The organism is Streptomyces sp. NPDC028907 (assembly GCF_055564995.1).
Window position 1 is genome coordinate 13,473 of record NZ_JBVHVE010000012.1, and the last position, 16,699, is coordinate 30,171.

A 16,699-nucleotide genomic window follows, 5' to 3' on the forward strand; every position below is an offset into this window, starting at 1 on the left:
GGTCAGTCCTGGCCAGGTCGGGCGGGCGCGAGCAGCCTGTCCTTCGCGCTTTCGGGCCCGGTTTCCCCGTCCGGCCCCGTCGTGTCGGTCGGCCGGTCCAGGACGTGCCGCAGCTTCTCGCCCTCGACATCGACGTTGGGCAGGATGCGGTCCAGCCGCTGAGGCAGTGCCCAGGCCCGGCGGCCCAGCAGGGCCATGACCGCGGGCACGATGGTCATGCGGACCACGAAGGCGTCGAAGAGGACGGCCGAGGCGAGCCCCAGGCCGATCGACTTGATCAGTGCGGCGTCGGCGAGCAGGAATCCGGCGAAGACGGAGATCATGATGATCGCCGCGGCCGTCACCACGCGGGCGCCGTGCCGGAAGCCCGCGACCACCGCCTCGATGGGATCGGCACCGTGGACGTACTCCTCCCGCATCCGGGTGACGAGGAAGACCTGGTAGTCCATGGCGAGACCGAAGACCACACCGATCATGAAGATCGGCATCACGCTCACGATGGGCGCGGTGGTATCGACGCCGAAGACGTCCTTGAGCCAGCCCCACTGGAAGACCGCGACCAGGACACCCAGGGTCGCCACCACACTGAGCAGGAACCCCAGCGTCGCCTTGACGGGCACCAGGATCGAGCGGAACACGAGCAGCAGCAGGATCAGCGCCAGGCCGACGACCACCAGGAGGTAGGGCACGAGGGCGTCGCCGAGCTTGTCGGAGACATCGATGTTCAGGGCCGTCGTACCGGTGATCACGACCTCGGCGTCAGTGGCTCGCTGCACGGCCGGGGCGGTGGTGTCACGGATCTCCCCGACCAGGTCCACTGTCTCCTGGCTGCTCGGGGAACCCTTCGGAACGGCCCGGATCAGGGCCACGTCACCGGAGGTGTTGAACACGGCCGGGCTCACGGATGCGACATCCGGCAGCTTGCCCAGCGCGGTGACCGTCTGCTCGGCGGCGGCCTTCGGGTCCTTGCTGTCCCGGGCGTCGACGACGACCGTGAGCGGGCCGTTGTAGCCCGGGCCGAATCCCTTGCTGAGGGTGTCGTAGGCGACCCGCTGGGTGCTGCCCGCGGGAGCCGTGCTGTCGTCCGGCATGCCCAGGCGCATCGACAGGGCGGGGATGGCCAGCACACCGAGGACGGCGACCGAGACCAGAAGCGCCCGCCACGGGTGACGGATGACGTGCTGTACCCAGCGCACGCCCATCGGCTCGCCCTCGCCGCGCTCCAGCGCCCGCATGCGCTTGGTCTGGAGATTGCCCTTCATGATGCGCGTCCCGGCGAAGCCCAGCACCGCGGGCAGCAGGGTCAGGGCGACGACGACGGCCACGACGACCGCGAACGACGCCGCCAGGCCCAGGTCCGTCAGCAGCCGGATGCCGACGACGCTGAGGCCGGCCAGCGCGATGACCACGGTGAGGCCAGCGAACACGACCGCTGATCCGGCCGTCCCCAGGGCACGCCCGCAGGCGTCCTCGGGTTCGTGGCCCGCCCTGATCTCGCTGCGGTAGCGGGAGACGATGAACAGGGCGTAGTCGATGGCGACGGCCAGGCCCAGCATCAGTGCAAGCGTCGACGCCGAGCCGCTCATGTCCCATATGGCGGTCGCGATGGTGATCGACAGGATCGCGATGATGACGCCCAGGAGCGCGGTCAGGAGCGGCAGGCCGGCAGCGAGCAGGGAGCCGAAGGTGATCACCAGCGCCACGGCGGCCACCGCGAGACCGATCAGTTCGCCGGCGTTGGCGCCCTCCTTCTCGTTGACGGCGTTGCCGCCCAGGCTGACCGCCAGGCCCGCCTTCTCGCCCTTGTCTGCGACGGCGTGCAAGGCGTCCCGCGCCTCGGTGGTGATGTCGGCCTGGGCGACCCTGTACGTCACCTGGGCGTAGGTGATGGTGCCGTCCTGGCTGATCAGACGACTGGCGTAGGGGTCACTGACGCTCGCCACCTGGGGAGCCTTCTTGAGGTCGGCGATCAGTGACTCGACCTCGGCCTTGTGGGCCCCGAAGGTCAGCTTCTGCCCGTCGGGGGCCTCGAAGACGACACGAGCGGTGGCGCCCGAGGCAGAGGCCTGCGGGAACTCCTTGTCGAGCAGGTCCAGCGCCTTCTGGGACTGGGTGCCGGGAATGGTGAACTGGTCCGACGTCGTGCCGGACACGCTCGCGGAGCCGATGCCGACGACAGCCAGGATGGCGATCCACAGCATCACCACGAGGCGGCGACGTCTGAACGCGAACCGGCCGAGTCTGTAGAGGAAGGTGGCCACAGGAGTTACTCCCACCTGGGAAAACAACGGGATGGATGACGAGGACTGGGTGGGTCTGCGTGACCCGTCCCTCAAGCTAGGCGGGGAAATCGGGCCGCCCACGGCACCGGGGAAGCGAATACGCCGCTGCCGCCTCCTACTCCGGTACTGGTCGTCCTCCTCCCGAAGCACCCGAAGCACCGCGACGTCGACAGCCGGCCCGTGGTCAGAGCCGCGCCGCAACCGGCGCGGCAGGCTGTCCGGCCACCTTTCGGACGAGGCGGAGCAGTACCCCGGTACTCATCGCCCCGCCCGTTTTGGGTCCTGTGGAGGCTCGGGGCGGGGCCTGGCTCTTCCTAGTGTCGACGCAGGCACGTGAGCCCTTTCCCCGGACTCACCGGTCTCCGACACCACCAGGGAGCATCCACACATGAACAGCACCACAGGCCTGTCCGGCAAGTCCGTGATCGTCACCGGAGCCGGCTCGGGCATCGGCCGAACCGCCGCCCTGCTCTTCGCCGCGCAGGGCGCCCGCGTCGTCCTCGCGGACATCAACGCCGAAGGCACCAAAGCGACGGCGGAGGCCATAGCGGTGGCGGGCGGCACCGCTGTCACCGCGATCGGCGACCTGAGCGACCAGGAGGTCGTCGACCGAGTCGTCACCACGGCCGTGGACGCCTGCGGAGGCATCGATGTCCTGGTGAACAACGCCGGAATCATGGACCGGATGTCCGCCGTGGCCGACATCGGCGACGAGGAGTGGGAGCGCGTTCTGCGGGTCAACCTCACCGCGCCGTTCCTGCTGACCCGCGCTGCGCTGCCTCACCTGCTGGCCACGGGTGACGGGGCGATCGTGTTCACCGCCTCCGAGGCGTCCCTGCGGGGCAGCGCGGCCGGTGCCGCGTACACCGCCTCCAAGCACGGGATCGCCGGGCTCACCAAGTCCCTCGCGGTGACGTACCGCGACCAGGGTGTGCGGACCAACGCGATCGCTCCCGGCGGCACGACGACGGGTATCACGGCCGGGCTGGACATCGAGTCGCACGGACTGGGCGTGCTCGGCAAGTACATGGTCAACGTCGGACGCCAGGCGACCACGGACGAACAGGCCGCGGCCATCGTCTTCCTGGCCTCCGCCGCCGCGAGCAACATCAACGGTGTCATCCTCCCGGTGGACAACGGCTGGTCGGCCGTCTGACCGGGCTTCACCGACGCCTCGCCGAAGCGAGGGTCCGCCCACACCCGCCGAGCCCCGGCTTCACACGGCTCAGATCCCTGCATCCGGTGACATCCGGCGGGCGGGGCGAACCCCGTGGGTCACGACCCCGTCGGTGCCTTCGACCATTCCTCCGAAGCCCGGTCGAGCAGGAGCCCGCGGTCCCTCTCAAGGAGGAGTCCGCTCGCGATCAGGCGTGTGACCCGGGCGTCGTAGGCGCTGACGTAGTCGTCGAGCGAGCCGTAACGCCGGCGCAGTTCGTCCGCCGTGTATGGCTGCCACCCCCCGTAGTTGCCGCACACCGCGGTGATGCTCGCCGTGGACACCGGAGCCACCGCGGGCGGAACCGGTGAGCCGAGCGGCAAATCGGCCGCGGAAAAGCGCACTCCGCCGATCGGGAAACCGTCGGCGTCCGTCCGCGGCACCGTCACCTCCCGGCCGGGCAGGCCGTTGAGGAGTGCCGGATCGGCGGGACGCGCACCGGCTGTGAACACCTGCTCGGGCGGCATCTTCTCGCGCGGACCGCCGATGCCGAGACGGCGTTCCAACGCCACGAGCAGTGCACGGCCGTATGGTTCGCTGTGCAGGGGACTGAGCGGGATCGGCTTTCCGTCATTGCAGCCGAAGCGCTGGAACGCGGTGTCCGCCGCGTCGGCGCTGATTGCCGGGTTGTGGGCGGCCGGCCAGTCGTAGCGGTGGTAGCCGTCGGCCGGGTCGGCCTGCCGGGAGACACTGGCCCGGAGCCGGTAGTAGTCCGTGTAGGCCGCCACGTCCACGAAGACGGGATCCGTCGCCGGCCGGCGCAGCACCTGCCCAGGAGCGAGCGGCACACCGTCCGGCCTCATGTAGGGCACCTGTGGCTGGCCGTCCGCCGCGGCGACGCCGTTGATCGCGAGCTGGTTGCCGGTGCCGTCCTGGGCGTAGGCGCCCTGGAAGACGCGTCCGCCGGCGTCGTTGAAGCCCTCGGCGACGAAGCTGGTGACGAACCAGCTGGCCTGGCTCAACCCCACGAGCAACCGGTGCTCGTACGCACCGAGTGGCGAATGCTCGCCTTCGAGCCGTCCGCTGCGCAGCAGCCGCCCGAAGTCACGGACGATGACCTGGCCGACGCCCTGGGCCGATTCCGGCACTCCCGGTGAGATGCCGGTCTGCCACTGGACCCGCGCGTAGGAGCGTCCTTCGGCGAACAGGAAGCCGTCGCCCATGCCCGCCGGGTACGAGACGTCCTGCGGGGCTCCTACGGGCGGCGGGTCCTGCATCGAGTTGTAGCCGTGGAGCAGCAGGGGAATGCCCCGGTTCTCCACCTCCACCACGACCTCGCTGCGCTGGTCCTGCCCGACCGGGCGGATCAGCTCGAAGCCCGAGGTGTAGGTGTGGACCCCGTCGGTCCCGGCGGCCGAGTCGAGTCCCGCCACGGGTTCCTCGGCCGACACGGTTCCTGAGACGGTGCCGGCCAGCCGCTCGTACGGCACACCGCCGAACGTGCCCAGCGACTCCTTGCGCGTCACCTCGACGCCGGTGACGCGCGAGGAGCGTTCCTCGTCGGCTGGGGTGGGTGTCGCCGCCGTCGCCGTCACCGTCACCGGGAAGGCGAGGGACGAGGTGAGGGTGAGAGCCAGTAGCGTGCGTCGTTTCACGGGATCTCCTTGAATGTGGGGGATCAGTGGGGGGGTACAGCGGAGAGCCGCGCCGGCGGCCGAGGCGGCCGCCTGGGGCCGCACGGAGGTGCGCGGTTCGGTGCGAGGGTCTGGGGGTGGGGGCAGCAGGACGCGGAAGGTGGCGCCCCGGCCCGGTGCCGATCGCACGTCCACATGTCCCGCGTGCGCGGTGACCAGCGACTGGACGATGGCCAGGCCGAGTCCTGCTCCCCCGGTGGCGCGGGTCCGTGAGGTGTCCGCGCGGTAGAAGCGTTCGAAGATGCGGCGGGCCTGTTCCTCGGTGAGGCCGGGGCCTTCGTCGGCGACCTCCAGGACCGCGTGGCCGCCGTCGGTGCCCACGCCGATGCGGATCGGCGTACCGGGTGGCGTGTGCCTGATGGCGTTGCCGATCAGGTTGGTGACGACCTGGCGGAGGCGGGACTCGTCGGCGAGAGCGGGAGCGGAGGCCGGCGGGCCGTCGCCGTTCGGCCCGGTGAGGGTCACGGACCGGGCGGCGTCGAGCGCCCGTATGTCGTGGAGGGCGTCGGCCGCCAGGGTGCGCAGGTCCATCGGGGCGCAGTCCAGGCCCAGCGGGAACGGGTCGGGTGAACCGGCTCCCTGTCCCGGGTCGCCGCCGACAGTTCTCAGGGACTGTTCGTCGAGCCGGGCAAGGAGCAGCATGTCTTCCACGAGCCGGGTGAGGCGTTCGGACTCGCGGGCGATGCGGGCCATGGTGGCGTCGATGTCCTCGCGCTCGGGGAGAGCGCCCATGTGGTAGAGGTCGGTGAGGCCCTTGATGCCGGCCAGCGGGGTACGCAGTTCGTGGCCGGCGTCGGCGACGAAGCGGCTCATCCGCGCCTCGGACTCGGCACGGGCAGCGAAGGCGGCCTCTATCTGGCCGAGCATCCCGTTGAGTGCCGTGGCGAGGCGGCCGACCTCGGTGTTCGGCCCCGCCAGGGCCGGTACCCGGCGGGTCAGGTCCCCGTGTGCGATCTCGGCGGCGGTCCGTTCGATCCGGGACAGGGGCTTCAGGCCCGACCGCATGGCGAACCAGCCGGCCGCCACGAGCAGCCCGAGCAGGGCCAGTCCGGTGGTTTCGTAGACACGCCACATGCGGTCCACGGTGGCGTCCACCTGGTCCATGGACGTGGCCACGACCACACTGCCGCCGTCGCCCGGCAGCGCCGCCCCGAGCGTGCTCCGTGCGGCCCCGTTGCCGGCCCGGGGCACGGCGATCACCCGCCACCGCCCCTCGCCCTGGCTGCTGTCGGCGGTGAAGGGGCGGCCTCCTCCGGCGGCGACCGCCTCAGAGTCCAGCTTCGGCAGCCGCGGACCGCGTGAGCTGCCGGAGCGCTTTCCGGCGAGGGAGTCGATGCTGCCCATGCTCGTCCCGTCAGCCCGGACGTAAGCGATGACCGGGTTGCCAAGGACTTCGGTGCTGAACTCGCCGAGGCCCGCCGGAGGGGTCCGCTCGGCACCACTCTCGGCGAGCCCCGGTGGCAGCAGGGCGAACACCTGTGCGGCGGCCCTGAGTTGGGTGTCGGCCCGGTCCTCCAGGTAGGTGCGCAAGGCGTTGCCGGTGACCAGGCTGAACGCGGTGAAACCCGCCGCGAGCAGAGCCGTCGCCAGCAGGAGCACCCTGCTGCGCAGCGAGGCCCGCGCCCATACCGTAAGGATGCGTCGACCGGTCATGTCTTCGGGCCCCGCAGCACGTAGCCGACGCCGTGCACCGTGTGGATCAGCTTCGGGCCGCCGTTGTCGATCTTCCGGCGCAGGTAACTGATGTAGGTGTCGACGATGCCGGTGTCACCGCCGAAGTCGTAGTCCCACACCCGTTCGAGGATCAGTGCCCTGGGGACGGTGCGTCCCGCGTTGGCCATCAGGGTGTACAGGAGCCGGAACTCGGTCGGTGACAGGCGTATCGGCTGCCCGGCCCGCGTGGTCTGGACTCCCTCCGGGTCGAGTTCCAGATCGGCCACGCGCAGTACGGCGCCGGGGTCGCCGTTCGTGCGGCGCAGCACCGCGCGGACGCGTGCGATCAGCTCCTGCAGATCGAACGGCTTGGTCACGTAGTCGTCTCCGCCGAGGACGAGGCCCTCGATCTTGTCCCGCGTCGTGTCCCGGGCGGTCAGGAACACCACCGGGATGTGTCCCCGCACGGCCGTCCTGCCGGACCGGGGCCGCTCACGCAGGCTCCGGATCACCTCGAAGCCGTCCATGTCGGGGAGCATCACGTCCAGCAGGACGAGATCGGGCGACACGGCACGCGCCTGCTCCAGGGCCTCCTGTCCGGTGCCAGCCGCGGCCACGGTGAAGCCCGCGTGGCGCAGAGCGGCGCACAGCAGTTCCCGTACGGTCGGTTCGTCGTCGACGACCAGCAGGTCCACGTCGGCCGTGTCGTCCTGGGCAGGGGTGAGCCAACAGTCCGTCGCGGACGGGGGAGGTCGGTCAGCGGTTGCCAAGTGAGTTCTCCAAGGGGCCGGATCCAACACCGTGTGCCGTCGCGCCCGGGACGTCCGCGAGGTGCTCGCCGACCGGGGCAACCGGGGTGTTGCGCGGGATCGTACGGAATGGGCGTGTCTGCCCGCCGTGAAGACCGTGCAGCACACTGCCCACGAAGCCGGCCGCCGCTCCGGCGAGCAGTCCCAGCAGCGCGGCCAGCGGCACGCTGCCGCTGAATCCGGCCTGTGTGCCGCCCATCTCGCTGCCGAACATGGTCGCCGAGATCCGGCCGGATGCCTGCGTGAGCCAGGCCGTCAGGCCCAGGGCCACGCCCAGGACGACCCCGAGGCGTGCTGCCGGTGCGAGGTGCTGCCCATGGCGTGTCCGGTGGGCGCTCGGGGCGTGGGCCGGTGTCCGCGCCGCGGCCCGTGCCGCCGCGTAACCGCAGGCCAGCAGGGCGAGACCAGTCACCAGCAGGGCCAGGAGCCACAGCGGCCAGCCCCCTGCCGACAGGTCCCTGAGGTGCTCGACGCGGTCGGGACGCGCCTGCGCCTGCGCGCCGCCCAGCCTGCGCAGCAGCGAGGCGAGCGGGTTGCCGTCCTCGCTCTGCGCCTGGTGTGTCAAGGCCGTCCAGGAGACGCCCAGGCCCAGCGTCACGAAGACGACCACCGCGTCGGGGGCCAGCAGGAGGGCGGCGCCGGCGGCGGTCGCGCCCTTACCGCCGACGACGATGCCGACGAACACGACGGCGATCAGCGGAACGACGGTCATCAGCAGGAGCATGCGCGCGACCGCCGAGACGCTCGGCGCCCACGCGGCACGCAGTCGGCCGGTCTGCCATGGCAGCGGCAGGTGGGCGCGCCGGGTGATCAGGCAGCCGAGGGCGATCACCACGGCCACCCACAAAAGCCCGCCCAGTACGGCCGAACCGGCCTGGACCTGATAGTTCATCACCATGTCCCGGGACATGGTGGAGCCACCGCCCAGACGCCGGCCGAGTCCGCCGCCGAACAGATCGCCCAGCGGGCTGTTGCCGATGCCGAGTCCTCCTGACGTGGAGTCCTCGCCGCGCATTCCGCTCATCGCGGACGCCGGCATGCGGAAGGAGCCTTCCGCGAGTTTGGCCACGACCAGGAAGCCCAGCAGGGCCGTCACCGCGGCCCCGGCGGTCCGCGCGGCCAGCTCACCCGCGGTGGACAGCCGGCGCCGCATCCGCCACGAGAACGCCAGCCACAGCACCATGGCGCCGAGCAGGGTCACCCCGAACGGCACGGCGTCGACCGTGCCGCTCATGGTCGGGCTCAGCCCACCGCCGCCCAGCAGGTTCGAAAGCCCTCCGGAGCCCTCCGCCCCGGAGGACGCCGCCGAGCTCACCGAGCCCCCGACGGCCATGGCCGTCACCGTGAGCGCCAGGGACCACAGCGATCCGAGGGATTCCGCGTCCAGCAGCCACAGGGCCAGTGCGGAGACGGCCACCATGGCGATGAGGGCGCACAGGGCGGCCGCCGCCCCCTCCAGGGCGTTCTCCAACGGGCTTTCGGGGCGGGCGGGCGCGGCCTGTGGCGACCTTCCCTGCCTGGGTTCGACGGTGATGGCAGTCATCTCAGTGGTACTCCGCTGTGTTTCGGTGACGCACGCGGCGCAGGGCCGCGTGTCGTTGGGCTCGACCAGCCTGTCCGCCGCGCATGAGACGTTTCGGAGAGGTTCTGGGAGTTCTCCGGGAATCCGCGGCACCAGCCCAGGGCCGGAGCGTCCGCCGCACGTGCCGAACGCTCCGACTCCCGGAAAACTCCAAGGATTTGTGTTACGGCTCCCCTGCGTCACCGCGCGCACTGCCTGGTGACGGGTGCACTCAGCGGAGCAGCGAGCCCCAGCCGCCGTCGATCGGAACGGCCAGCCCGGTGAGATAGGACGAGCGCTCCGAGGCGAGGAACAGAGCCAGTTCGGCGACCTCCTGAGGGGTGCCGCCGCGTTGCATCGCCGGCTTCTGGAGCTTCTCCGGGGCCGCCTGGACCGCGTTCTGGCCCATGTCGGTGAGGATGATGCCGGGGCAGAGCGAGTTGGCGCGGATCCCGTCGGTGGCGTACTCGGTCGCCGCTGCCCGGGTCAGTGCGATGACGCCCGCCTTGGCGGCCGAGTAGACACCGGCATAGGCGCCGGAGGTGGCCAGGGCGGCCAGCGAGGCCCAGTTGACGATCGCGCCGCCGCCGGTGGCGCGCATGGTACGGATACCGTGCTTGGTGCCGAGGAACACGCCCTTGAGGTCCACGGCCATGATCCGGTCGTACATCTCCAGGGTCGAGTCGGCGAGCGGTGCTCCGTCGGCGATGCCCGCCACGTTCAGTACGGCGTCCACGCGGCCGAACTCGCGTACCGCTGTCTCGAACATCGCGACGACGTGGTCCTCCTGCGAGACATCGCAGTGGACGGGTACGACCGCCTCGCCGAGCTCGGCCGCGGTGTCCTTCTCCTTTCCGCTGATGTCGGCGGCGACGACCTTGGCACCGTGCTGGACGAACAGCTCCGCGCAGGCTTTGGCCATGCCGGCGCCGGCTCCGGTGATCACTGCGACCTTGCCGTCCATGTCACCCATGTGTTTTCTCCTTCGTTGTGGTGGGGGCGTTGTGGTGGGGCAGATCTGCCGAGGGCTAGTCGGCAGGCGTTGGTACGGATGTGTGCCGGGGTGTCAGGCCTTGATGACGGCGGCCTTCTCCCGGGTGAACTCCAGGACGGCGTCGTGGCCGTAGCCGCTGTCCTTCACGCCGCTGAACGGCAGCTCGTACCGCGTCTGGCGGTAGGCGTTGACCCACACGTTGCCCGCGTCGAGGTCGCGGACGAAGCGGTGGGCACGGGCCAGGTCACGGGTCCACACCCCGGAAGCCAGGCCGTAACGGCTGTCGTTGGCCAGAGCCAGGGCCTCGTCGTCGGTGTCAAAGGGGATGATCACGGCGACGGGGCCGAAGATCTCCTCCTGGCAGATGCGCAGCGAGTTGTCCGTGGTGGTGAAGAGGGTGGGCTCGACCCAATAGCCGCCCGGCAGTTCGGGGACCAGTTCGGGACCGTGCCGGCCGCCGAAGACCAACTCGGCTTCCTGCGCACCGGACTTGAGGTAGCCGACGACGCGGTCGTACTGCTCCCGGGAGATGAGGGGGCCCATGGTGGTGGCGTCGTGGGCCGGGTCGCCGAGGACGACGTTCTCGGCGATCGCGCGGATGCGCTTCAGCATCTCGTCGAGGACGGGCCGCTGGACGAGGATCCGGGATCCGGCCACGCACACCTGTCCCGCGTTGCCGGTGAAGACGGACTCGACCGTCACGCCCTGCGCAGCGGCGTCGAGGTCGGCGTCGGCGAAGACGATGTTGGGGGACTTCCCGCCGAGTTCGAAGATGCTCGGGGTGAGGGTGTCGGCCGCCGCCCGCTGGATGGCCCGGCCGGTCTGTGTCGACCCGGTCATGGTGACCTTCCGGACGTCCCGGTGCCGGACGAGGGGGTCGCCCGCGTCCTCGCCGGTTCCGGAGACGATGTTCAGGACCCCGGGTGGCAGCACGTCGGCGACGAGCTCGGCGAAGCGCAGCGATGACACGCTCGCCTGCTCCGGGGGTTTGACGACCACCGTGTTGCCCGCCGCGAGCGCCATGGCGGCCTTGTTGCACAGCATCGCCAGCGGCGCGTTCCACGGAACGATCGCCGCGACGACTCCGAAGGGCTCGCGCCGGGTGAAGCCGAAGCTGGTCGGGTCGAGCACGACGCTGTCGCCGGTGACCGCCTCCAGCGTCCGGCCCGCGGCCTGGTTCCACACGAACGCCATGCCGATTCCGGCGCGTTGGATGTTCTCTCCGAGAAGGCGGCCGTTGTCGCAGGTCTCCAGCCGGGCCAGTTCCTCGCCGTGTTCGGCGAAGACCTTCGCCACCTGCTGCAGGTAGAAGCCGCGGACCGCCGCCGGCAGCGCCGACCAGCCGGGGAACGCCTCCTTCGCGGCCGTGACCGCGGCGTCCACGTCCGCCTGGCCGCCCGCGGGGATGCGCGCCCAGACCTCACCGGTCGCCGGGTTCTCCACGTCGAGCCATCGCCCCGACTCCGGTGGCCGCAGCGTTCCGCCGATCAGGTTCCGATACGCCTCAGTCATGCTTCGCCTCTTTCCGGGAGTGAACCGCCTCCGCCCAAGACAGGGCGGGGCAGAACGCCATGCTGCGCGGGGGCGCACGTCATGACGTCCAGGGCATGAAGCCACTAAACGATTGGAAGCTATCGTTTGACGGAACCAGGCGTCAACGAGTGGAAAAGTCGCACTTCAGATGGCTCTTTTTGACTCGTTCTCCCGGATGCAACCTACGGATGACAGAGTCAACGGGCGCTTACTTCTCAAGTAGGTTGCCCCACTATCAGCGACAAGCGAGAGTAGCTATCAGTACGGAGAGCCGAGCGGTTCATCGCAACGGCTCAGCAAAGGAGACATCTGATGCAACATCTGATGCCACTGACAGCCGACATCGGTGCAGTCGGCCGCAGGGCGGCCTCGTGAACCGGATCGTGGTGGTCGGCGCGTCGGCGGGCGGACTGGCCACGGCGGAGGCACTGCGCCGGGCGCGCTACGAGGGTGCGATCACTCTCGTGGGCGACGAACCCCATGCCCCCTACGACCGACCACCCCTGTCGAAGCAACTGCTCAAGGGCGACTGGCAACTGGACCGCCTGGCGCTGCGCCCGGCGGCGGACATCGACGCCCTCGGCCTCGATCTGCGCCTGGGAGCGACCGCCGTCGGGCTGGACCGCAGCTCCCGCCAGGTGCACCTGGCGGACGGAAGCCGGGTGCCGTACGACGCGCTGGTCGTCGCCACCGGTGTCCGTCCACGCCGCCTGCCGGGCTGCGATGGTGTGTCCGGTGTGCATGTGCTGCGGACCGTCGGGGACGCGCTGGCACTCAAGGAACGCCTGCGGCCGGACCGCCGCCTGGTGATCGTCGGAGGGGGCTTCATCGGGGCGGAGGTGGCGGCCACGGCCCGCGCCCTGGGCGTCGCGGTGACGCTCCTGGAGGCGGGCACGGTCCCCATGGGCCAGGCCGTCGGCGACGAAGCCGGACGGTTCCTGACCCGGATACACCTGGCCCACGGCGTGGACGTACGCACCAACACGTCGGTCCATGAGATCCAGAGCTCCGCCGGCCGGGTCACCGGTGTCCTGCTGTCCGACGGCAGCGTCCTGCCCGCCGACGACGTCCTCGTGGCCATCGGCTCGCTCCCCAACACCGAATGGCTGGACGGCAGCGGCCTGGCCCTCCAGGACGGGCTGCTGTGCGACGAGTACTGCGCCGCAGCGCCCGACGTCCACGGAGTCGGCGACGTGGTCCGCTGGCACAACCCGCTCTTCGGTACGCCGATGCGCATCGAGCACCGTACGAACGCCGCCGAGCAGGCCATGGTCGTCGCCCGCAACCACCTCACCCCCGACCAGCGACGACCGTTCGCGCCGGTGCCGTACTTCTGGTCCGACCAGTACGACGTCAAGATCCACGCGTACGGCTACCTGCGCGGTCACGACGAGGCGCTCGTCCTGCAGGCCGAGGACGCGCGGCGGCTGCTCGTCGTCTACCGCCGGGGCGAACGGCTGACCGGCGTACTCGCCGCGGGGCTGCCGCCCAAGGCCGTACGCGCCTGGCGCTCGCTCGTCGCGGCCAGCACCGCCTGGACGGAAGCCGTCATCGGCACCGCCGTCGCATAGCCCCACATCCGCAGCTCCCCTCTACCCACCAACCCCCACAACCCCCACTGGAGGACCCATGAGCACGGCCACCGATCCGACCGGCAACCTCGATCTGCCGGCCTACCCCGCCGCCCGCTCCGCACGCTGTCCGCTCGATCTGCCCGCCGAGTACGAGCAGTGGCGCCTGGGCGACGGGCTGCAGAAGGTGCGGCTGTGGAACGGTGAGACCGCCTGGGTCGTCACCCGCCACGAGGACGTCAAACTCGTCCTGTCCGACCAGCGGATCAGCGCCGACACCATCCGCTACCCCCGGATGCACCCGGGCGGGGAACAGCAGCAGGTGCCAGCGTTCCCGCGCATGGACGACCCCGAGCACGCCCGGATCCGCCTGATGCTGACCAAGGACTTCACGGTCAAGCGCATGGAGGCGATGCGCCCCCAGGTGCGGGCGATGGTCGACCGGTTCATCGACGAGATGACCGCCAAGGGCGACTCGGCCGATCTCGTCGTGTCCTTCGCGCTTCCGATGCCGTCCCTGGTCATCTCCCTGCTACTCGGGGTGCCCTACGAGGATCACGAGTTCTTCCAGAAGCACAGCATCACGATCAACCAGCCGGACGTCACCCCGCAGGAGAAGAGCCATGCGAGCGCCGAGCTGTTCGGTTTCCTGATGGAGCTCGTGCAGCGCAAGCAACGCGAGCCCGGCGACGACCTGATCAGCCGGCTGATCGCCGAGCGCGTCGAGACGGGTGAGCTCAAGCCGGAGGAAGTGGCCATGAACGGCCTCGTCCTGCTCATCGCCGGCCACGAGACCACCGCCAACATGATCGGCCTGGGCACGCTGACCCTGCTGGAGCACCCGGAGCAGGCGGCCCTGGTCCGGGACAGCGACGACCCCAAGGTGGTCGCGAACGCCATCGAGGAACTGCTGCGTTACCTCTCCATCGCCCAGGACATGATCTGGCGCGCCGCCCACGAGGACCTCGTCATCGGCGGCCAGGAGGTCAAGGCCGGCGACATCCTCGCCGTCAACCTGCCCGCCGCCAACCACGACCCGTCCTTCATGGACGACGCCGGGTCCCTCGACATCACGCGCAGCACCCGCGGCCACATCGCCTTCGGCTACGGCATCCACCAGTGCCTCGGGCAGAACCTGGCCCGGGTGGAACTGACGGAGGCGCTGCCCCGGCTGCTGCGCAGGCTGCCCGGTCTCCGCCTGGCCGTGCCCCTGGAAGAGGTCCCGTTCCGGGGCACGATGGCCGCCTTCGGCGTCCACGAACTGCCGGTCACCTGGTAACGGAGGGAACCCACGGACGGGCGACCTCCACTACGGAGGCGCCCCCAGCGCCGCCACACCGGGGACAGGTCAGGCGGCGCACCGTGGGACCGGCGGCCCCAGCCACCCCCCGCCGCCGGTCCCACGACCCCTCCAGTGGACAGGCCGGCCGAACTCGGCTGCCGTCCTCTGTCAGGCAGGCCGGGAACCTCGCGTCGGCCACTGCCTGAGCGGCTCGGGCGACGGAAGCACGGTGGGCTGCGCTGGCGCGAGGCCGTCGAGCATCAGGGTGATGTAGCGCTTCCAGCCGGCACTGCCGGGCTGCACCGTGTGCAGCACGCTGAGCAGCATCACCGTGATCCGGTGGAGGTCGTCGGGCACGAGGTCGGCGCGGACCCGTCCGGCGATCTGTGCCCGTCGGGTGACCACCATCAGGGCCTCGTAGAACGGTTCGGAGAGTTCGGAGGCCAGGGAGCCCGAGTCGCGCACGGCACCGAGGAGGCCTCGTTCCCGCGCCGCGAAGGAGACCGAGGCCTCCCACAGGGTCGCGAGCGCGCGCAGGGGGTCGCTGTCAGCGAGCGCTCCGCTGATCGCGGGCGACATCTCCTCGGTGATCTTTTGTTCCAGCGCCGCCCGGACGAGTTCCTCCTTGTTCGGGAACCGCCGGTACAGCGTCGCGATGCCGACACCGGCGCGACGGGCGATCTCCTCCAGCGAGGCGTCAGGGCCGCTCTCGGCGTAGATCGCGCGCGCGGCCCGGAGGATCTTCTCGGAGTTGCGGGCGGCGTCGGCGCGCAGTCGACGCGGAGTCTCAGCAGTCACCGCTCCACCTTATCAACCGATAGTCAACTATCCATGAGACACCTCACTGAGTTCTCAACCGAGAGATATAACCGATAGCGTCATCTCAGTTAAACCTTGCCCCCACCAAGGAGTCGTCCATGCCGGTCACCCAGCCCGCCGCATACCCGTTCACGGCCGAGAAGCTCGATCTCAGCCCTCTGTACTCCGCCCTGAGGAGGGAGCAGCCACTGAGCAGGGTGCAACTCCCCTACGGCGAGCCCGCCTGGCTGGCCACCCGCTACGCGGACGCGCGGTTCGTCCTCAGTGACCCCCGCTTCAGCCGGAACGAAAGCCTCCGGCGCGACGAGCCGCGCATGCGGCCCTTCCCGACCCCGCCGGACGCCCTCATGATCATGGACCCGCCGGAGCACAGCCGCCTGCGCCGGCTCGCGGCCAAGGCGTTCACCGTCAAGCGGGTCGAGGACTGGCGGCCCCGGATCGAGCGGATCGCCGCCGATCTGGCCGACCGGATGCTCGCCAAGGGTGCCCCCGCCGATCTGGTCACCGACTTCGCGCTGCCGTTGCCGATCAGCGTGATCAGCGCCCTGCTCGGAGTGCCCTTCGAGGACCGGGAGAAGTTCCAGGTCTGGGCCGAGGCGTTCATCTCCACCACCAAGTACACGGCGGAGGAAGCGGCCGAGCACCGGGCAAGCCTGACCGCCCATATGACCGGCTTGATCGCCGAGCACCGAGAGCATCCCCGCGACGACCTGATCGGCGACCTCGTCGCCGCGCGGGACGAGGACGACCGGCTCTCCGAGGAAGAGCTGCTGACCATGCTCTCCGGCCTCCTCGTCGGCGGCTTCGAGACGACCGCCACCCAGATCAGCGACTTCGTGTACCTGCTGCTCACTCACCCCGAGCAGCACGCGGCCCTGCGCGCCGACCTGGACCGGATCCCGCAGGCGGTGGAGGAACTCCTGCGCTTCGTCCCGCTGACGACCGGCACCGCCTTCGCCCGCTACGCCCTTGAGGACGTCGAGGTCGGCGGGGTGACAGTACGGGCCGGCGAGCCCGTGGTGGTCGCCCTGCACTCGGCCAACCGGGACGAGTCTGTGTTCACCTGCCCCCACCAACTCGACCTGGAGCGCCGTGAGGCCCCCCACCTCGCCTTTGGGCACGGCGCACACCACTGCCTGGGCTCCCCGCTCGCCCGGGTGGAACTGCAGGTGGCCCTGCGCACCCTGCTGACCCGTTTCCCGGGTCTGCGGTTCCACGAGTCCGAGGCGGACGTCGTCTGGAAGTCCGGGGTGCTCACCCGCGGTCCGGAGCGCCTGCCGATCGCCTGGGACCACGACTGACCTGCCTTCCCCGGCCCAAGACCCCACCTGTTGCAGCACAGACC

Annotated in this window: 11 protein-coding genes; 4 read left to right on the forward strand and 7 right to left on the reverse strand. The window is 70.4% G+C overall.

Annotated features, from left to right (window positions below):
* Positions 1-2: 2 nt before the first annotated feature.
* The gene (locus ACZ4UU_RS31705; protein WP_471906835.1) at positions 3-2,261 is read right to left on the reverse strand and encodes an MMPL family transporter; all 2,259 of its coding nucleotides are present in this window, start codon (positions 2,259-2,261) and stop codon (positions 3-5) included.
* A 409-nt stretch (positions 2,262-2,670) separates the two neighbouring features.
* Here ACZ4UU_RS31705 and ACZ4UU_RS31710 point away from each other — a divergent pair, with 409 nt between their 5' ends.
* Positions 2,671-3,438 (forward strand): SDR family NAD(P)-dependent oxidoreductase, encoded by a 768-nt coding sequence (locus ACZ4UU_RS31710; RefSeq protein WP_133916177.1) that lies wholly within the window; start codon positions 2,671-2,673, stop codon positions 3,436-3,438.
* A 119-nt stretch (positions 3,439-3,557) separates the two neighbouring features.
* Here the strand turns inward: ACZ4UU_RS31710 and ACZ4UU_RS31715 are convergent, their stop codons facing one another.
* From ACZ4UU_RS31715 to ACZ4UU_RS31735, 5 genes are all read right to left on the reverse strand, one after another.
* Positions 3,558-6,785 (reverse strand): ATP-binding protein, encoded by a 3,228-nt coding sequence (locus tag ACZ4UU_RS31715; RefSeq protein ID WP_471906836.1) that lies wholly within the window; start codon positions 6,783-6,785, stop codon positions 3,558-3,560.
* Entirely contained in the window at positions 6,782-7,480 is a 699-nt protein-coding gene (locus tag ACZ4UU_RS31720) for a response regulator transcription factor (protein WP_048580963.1), read from the reverse strand. Before ACZ4UU_RS31720 ends, ACZ4UU_RS31715 begins: the two co-directional genes overlap by 4 nt.
* Before the next feature lie 61 nt (positions 7,481-7,541).
* Complete coding sequence (locus tag ACZ4UU_RS31725) at positions 7,542-9,137, reverse strand: streptophobe family protein (protein ID WP_471906837.1); 1,596 nt, start codon at positions 9,135-9,137, stop codon at positions 7,542-7,544.
* 250 nt (positions 9,138-9,387) lie between these two features.
* A complete protein-coding gene (locus ACZ4UU_RS31730; protein WP_048580964.1) occupies positions 9,388-10,128 on the reverse strand; it encodes an SDR family NAD(P)-dependent oxidoreductase in 741 nt (246 codons plus the stop codon).
* Between the two features lie 93 nt (positions 10,129-10,221).
* Positions 10,222-11,661: an aldehyde dehydrogenase family protein gene (locus ACZ4UU_RS31735; protein ID WP_471906838.1), complete on the reverse strand. Its 1,440-nt coding sequence runs from the start codon at positions 11,659-11,661 to the stop codon at positions 10,222-10,224.
* A gap of 392 nt (positions 11,662-12,053) precedes the next feature.
* On the opposite strand from ACZ4UU_RS31735, the gene ACZ4UU_RS31740 reads away from it, so the two are divergent.
* Together ACZ4UU_RS31740 and ACZ4UU_RS31745 are read left to right on the forward strand one after the other, a co-directional pair.
* Positions 12,054-13,253, forward strand: a complete 1,200-nt coding sequence (locus tag ACZ4UU_RS31740) for an NAD(P)/FAD-dependent oxidoreductase (RefSeq protein ID WP_471906839.1) — start codon at positions 12,054-12,056, stop codon at positions 13,251-13,253.
* 58 nt (positions 13,254-13,311) lie between these two features.
* Positions 13,312-14,532, forward strand: a complete 1,221-nt coding sequence (locus ACZ4UU_RS31745) for a cytochrome P450 (protein WP_471906840.1) — start codon at positions 13,312-13,314, stop codon at positions 14,530-14,532.
* A gap of 171 nt (positions 14,533-14,703) precedes the next feature.
* Here ACZ4UU_RS31745 and ACZ4UU_RS31750 read toward each other — a convergent pair whose 3' ends face one another.
* Positions 14,704-15,333: a TetR/AcrR family transcriptional regulator gene (locus tag ACZ4UU_RS31750; protein ID WP_471906841.1), complete on the reverse strand. Its 630-nt coding sequence runs from the start codon at positions 15,331-15,333 to the stop codon at positions 14,704-14,706.
* Positions 15,334-15,452: 119 nt separating this feature from the next.
* On the opposite strand from ACZ4UU_RS31750, the gene ACZ4UU_RS31755 reads away from it, so the two are divergent.
* Positions 15,453-16,655 (forward strand): cytochrome P450, encoded by a 1,203-nt coding sequence (locus ACZ4UU_RS31755; RefSeq protein ID WP_471906842.1) that lies wholly within the window; start codon positions 15,453-15,455, stop codon positions 16,653-16,655.
* Positions 16,656-16,699 lie beyond the last annotated feature (44 nt).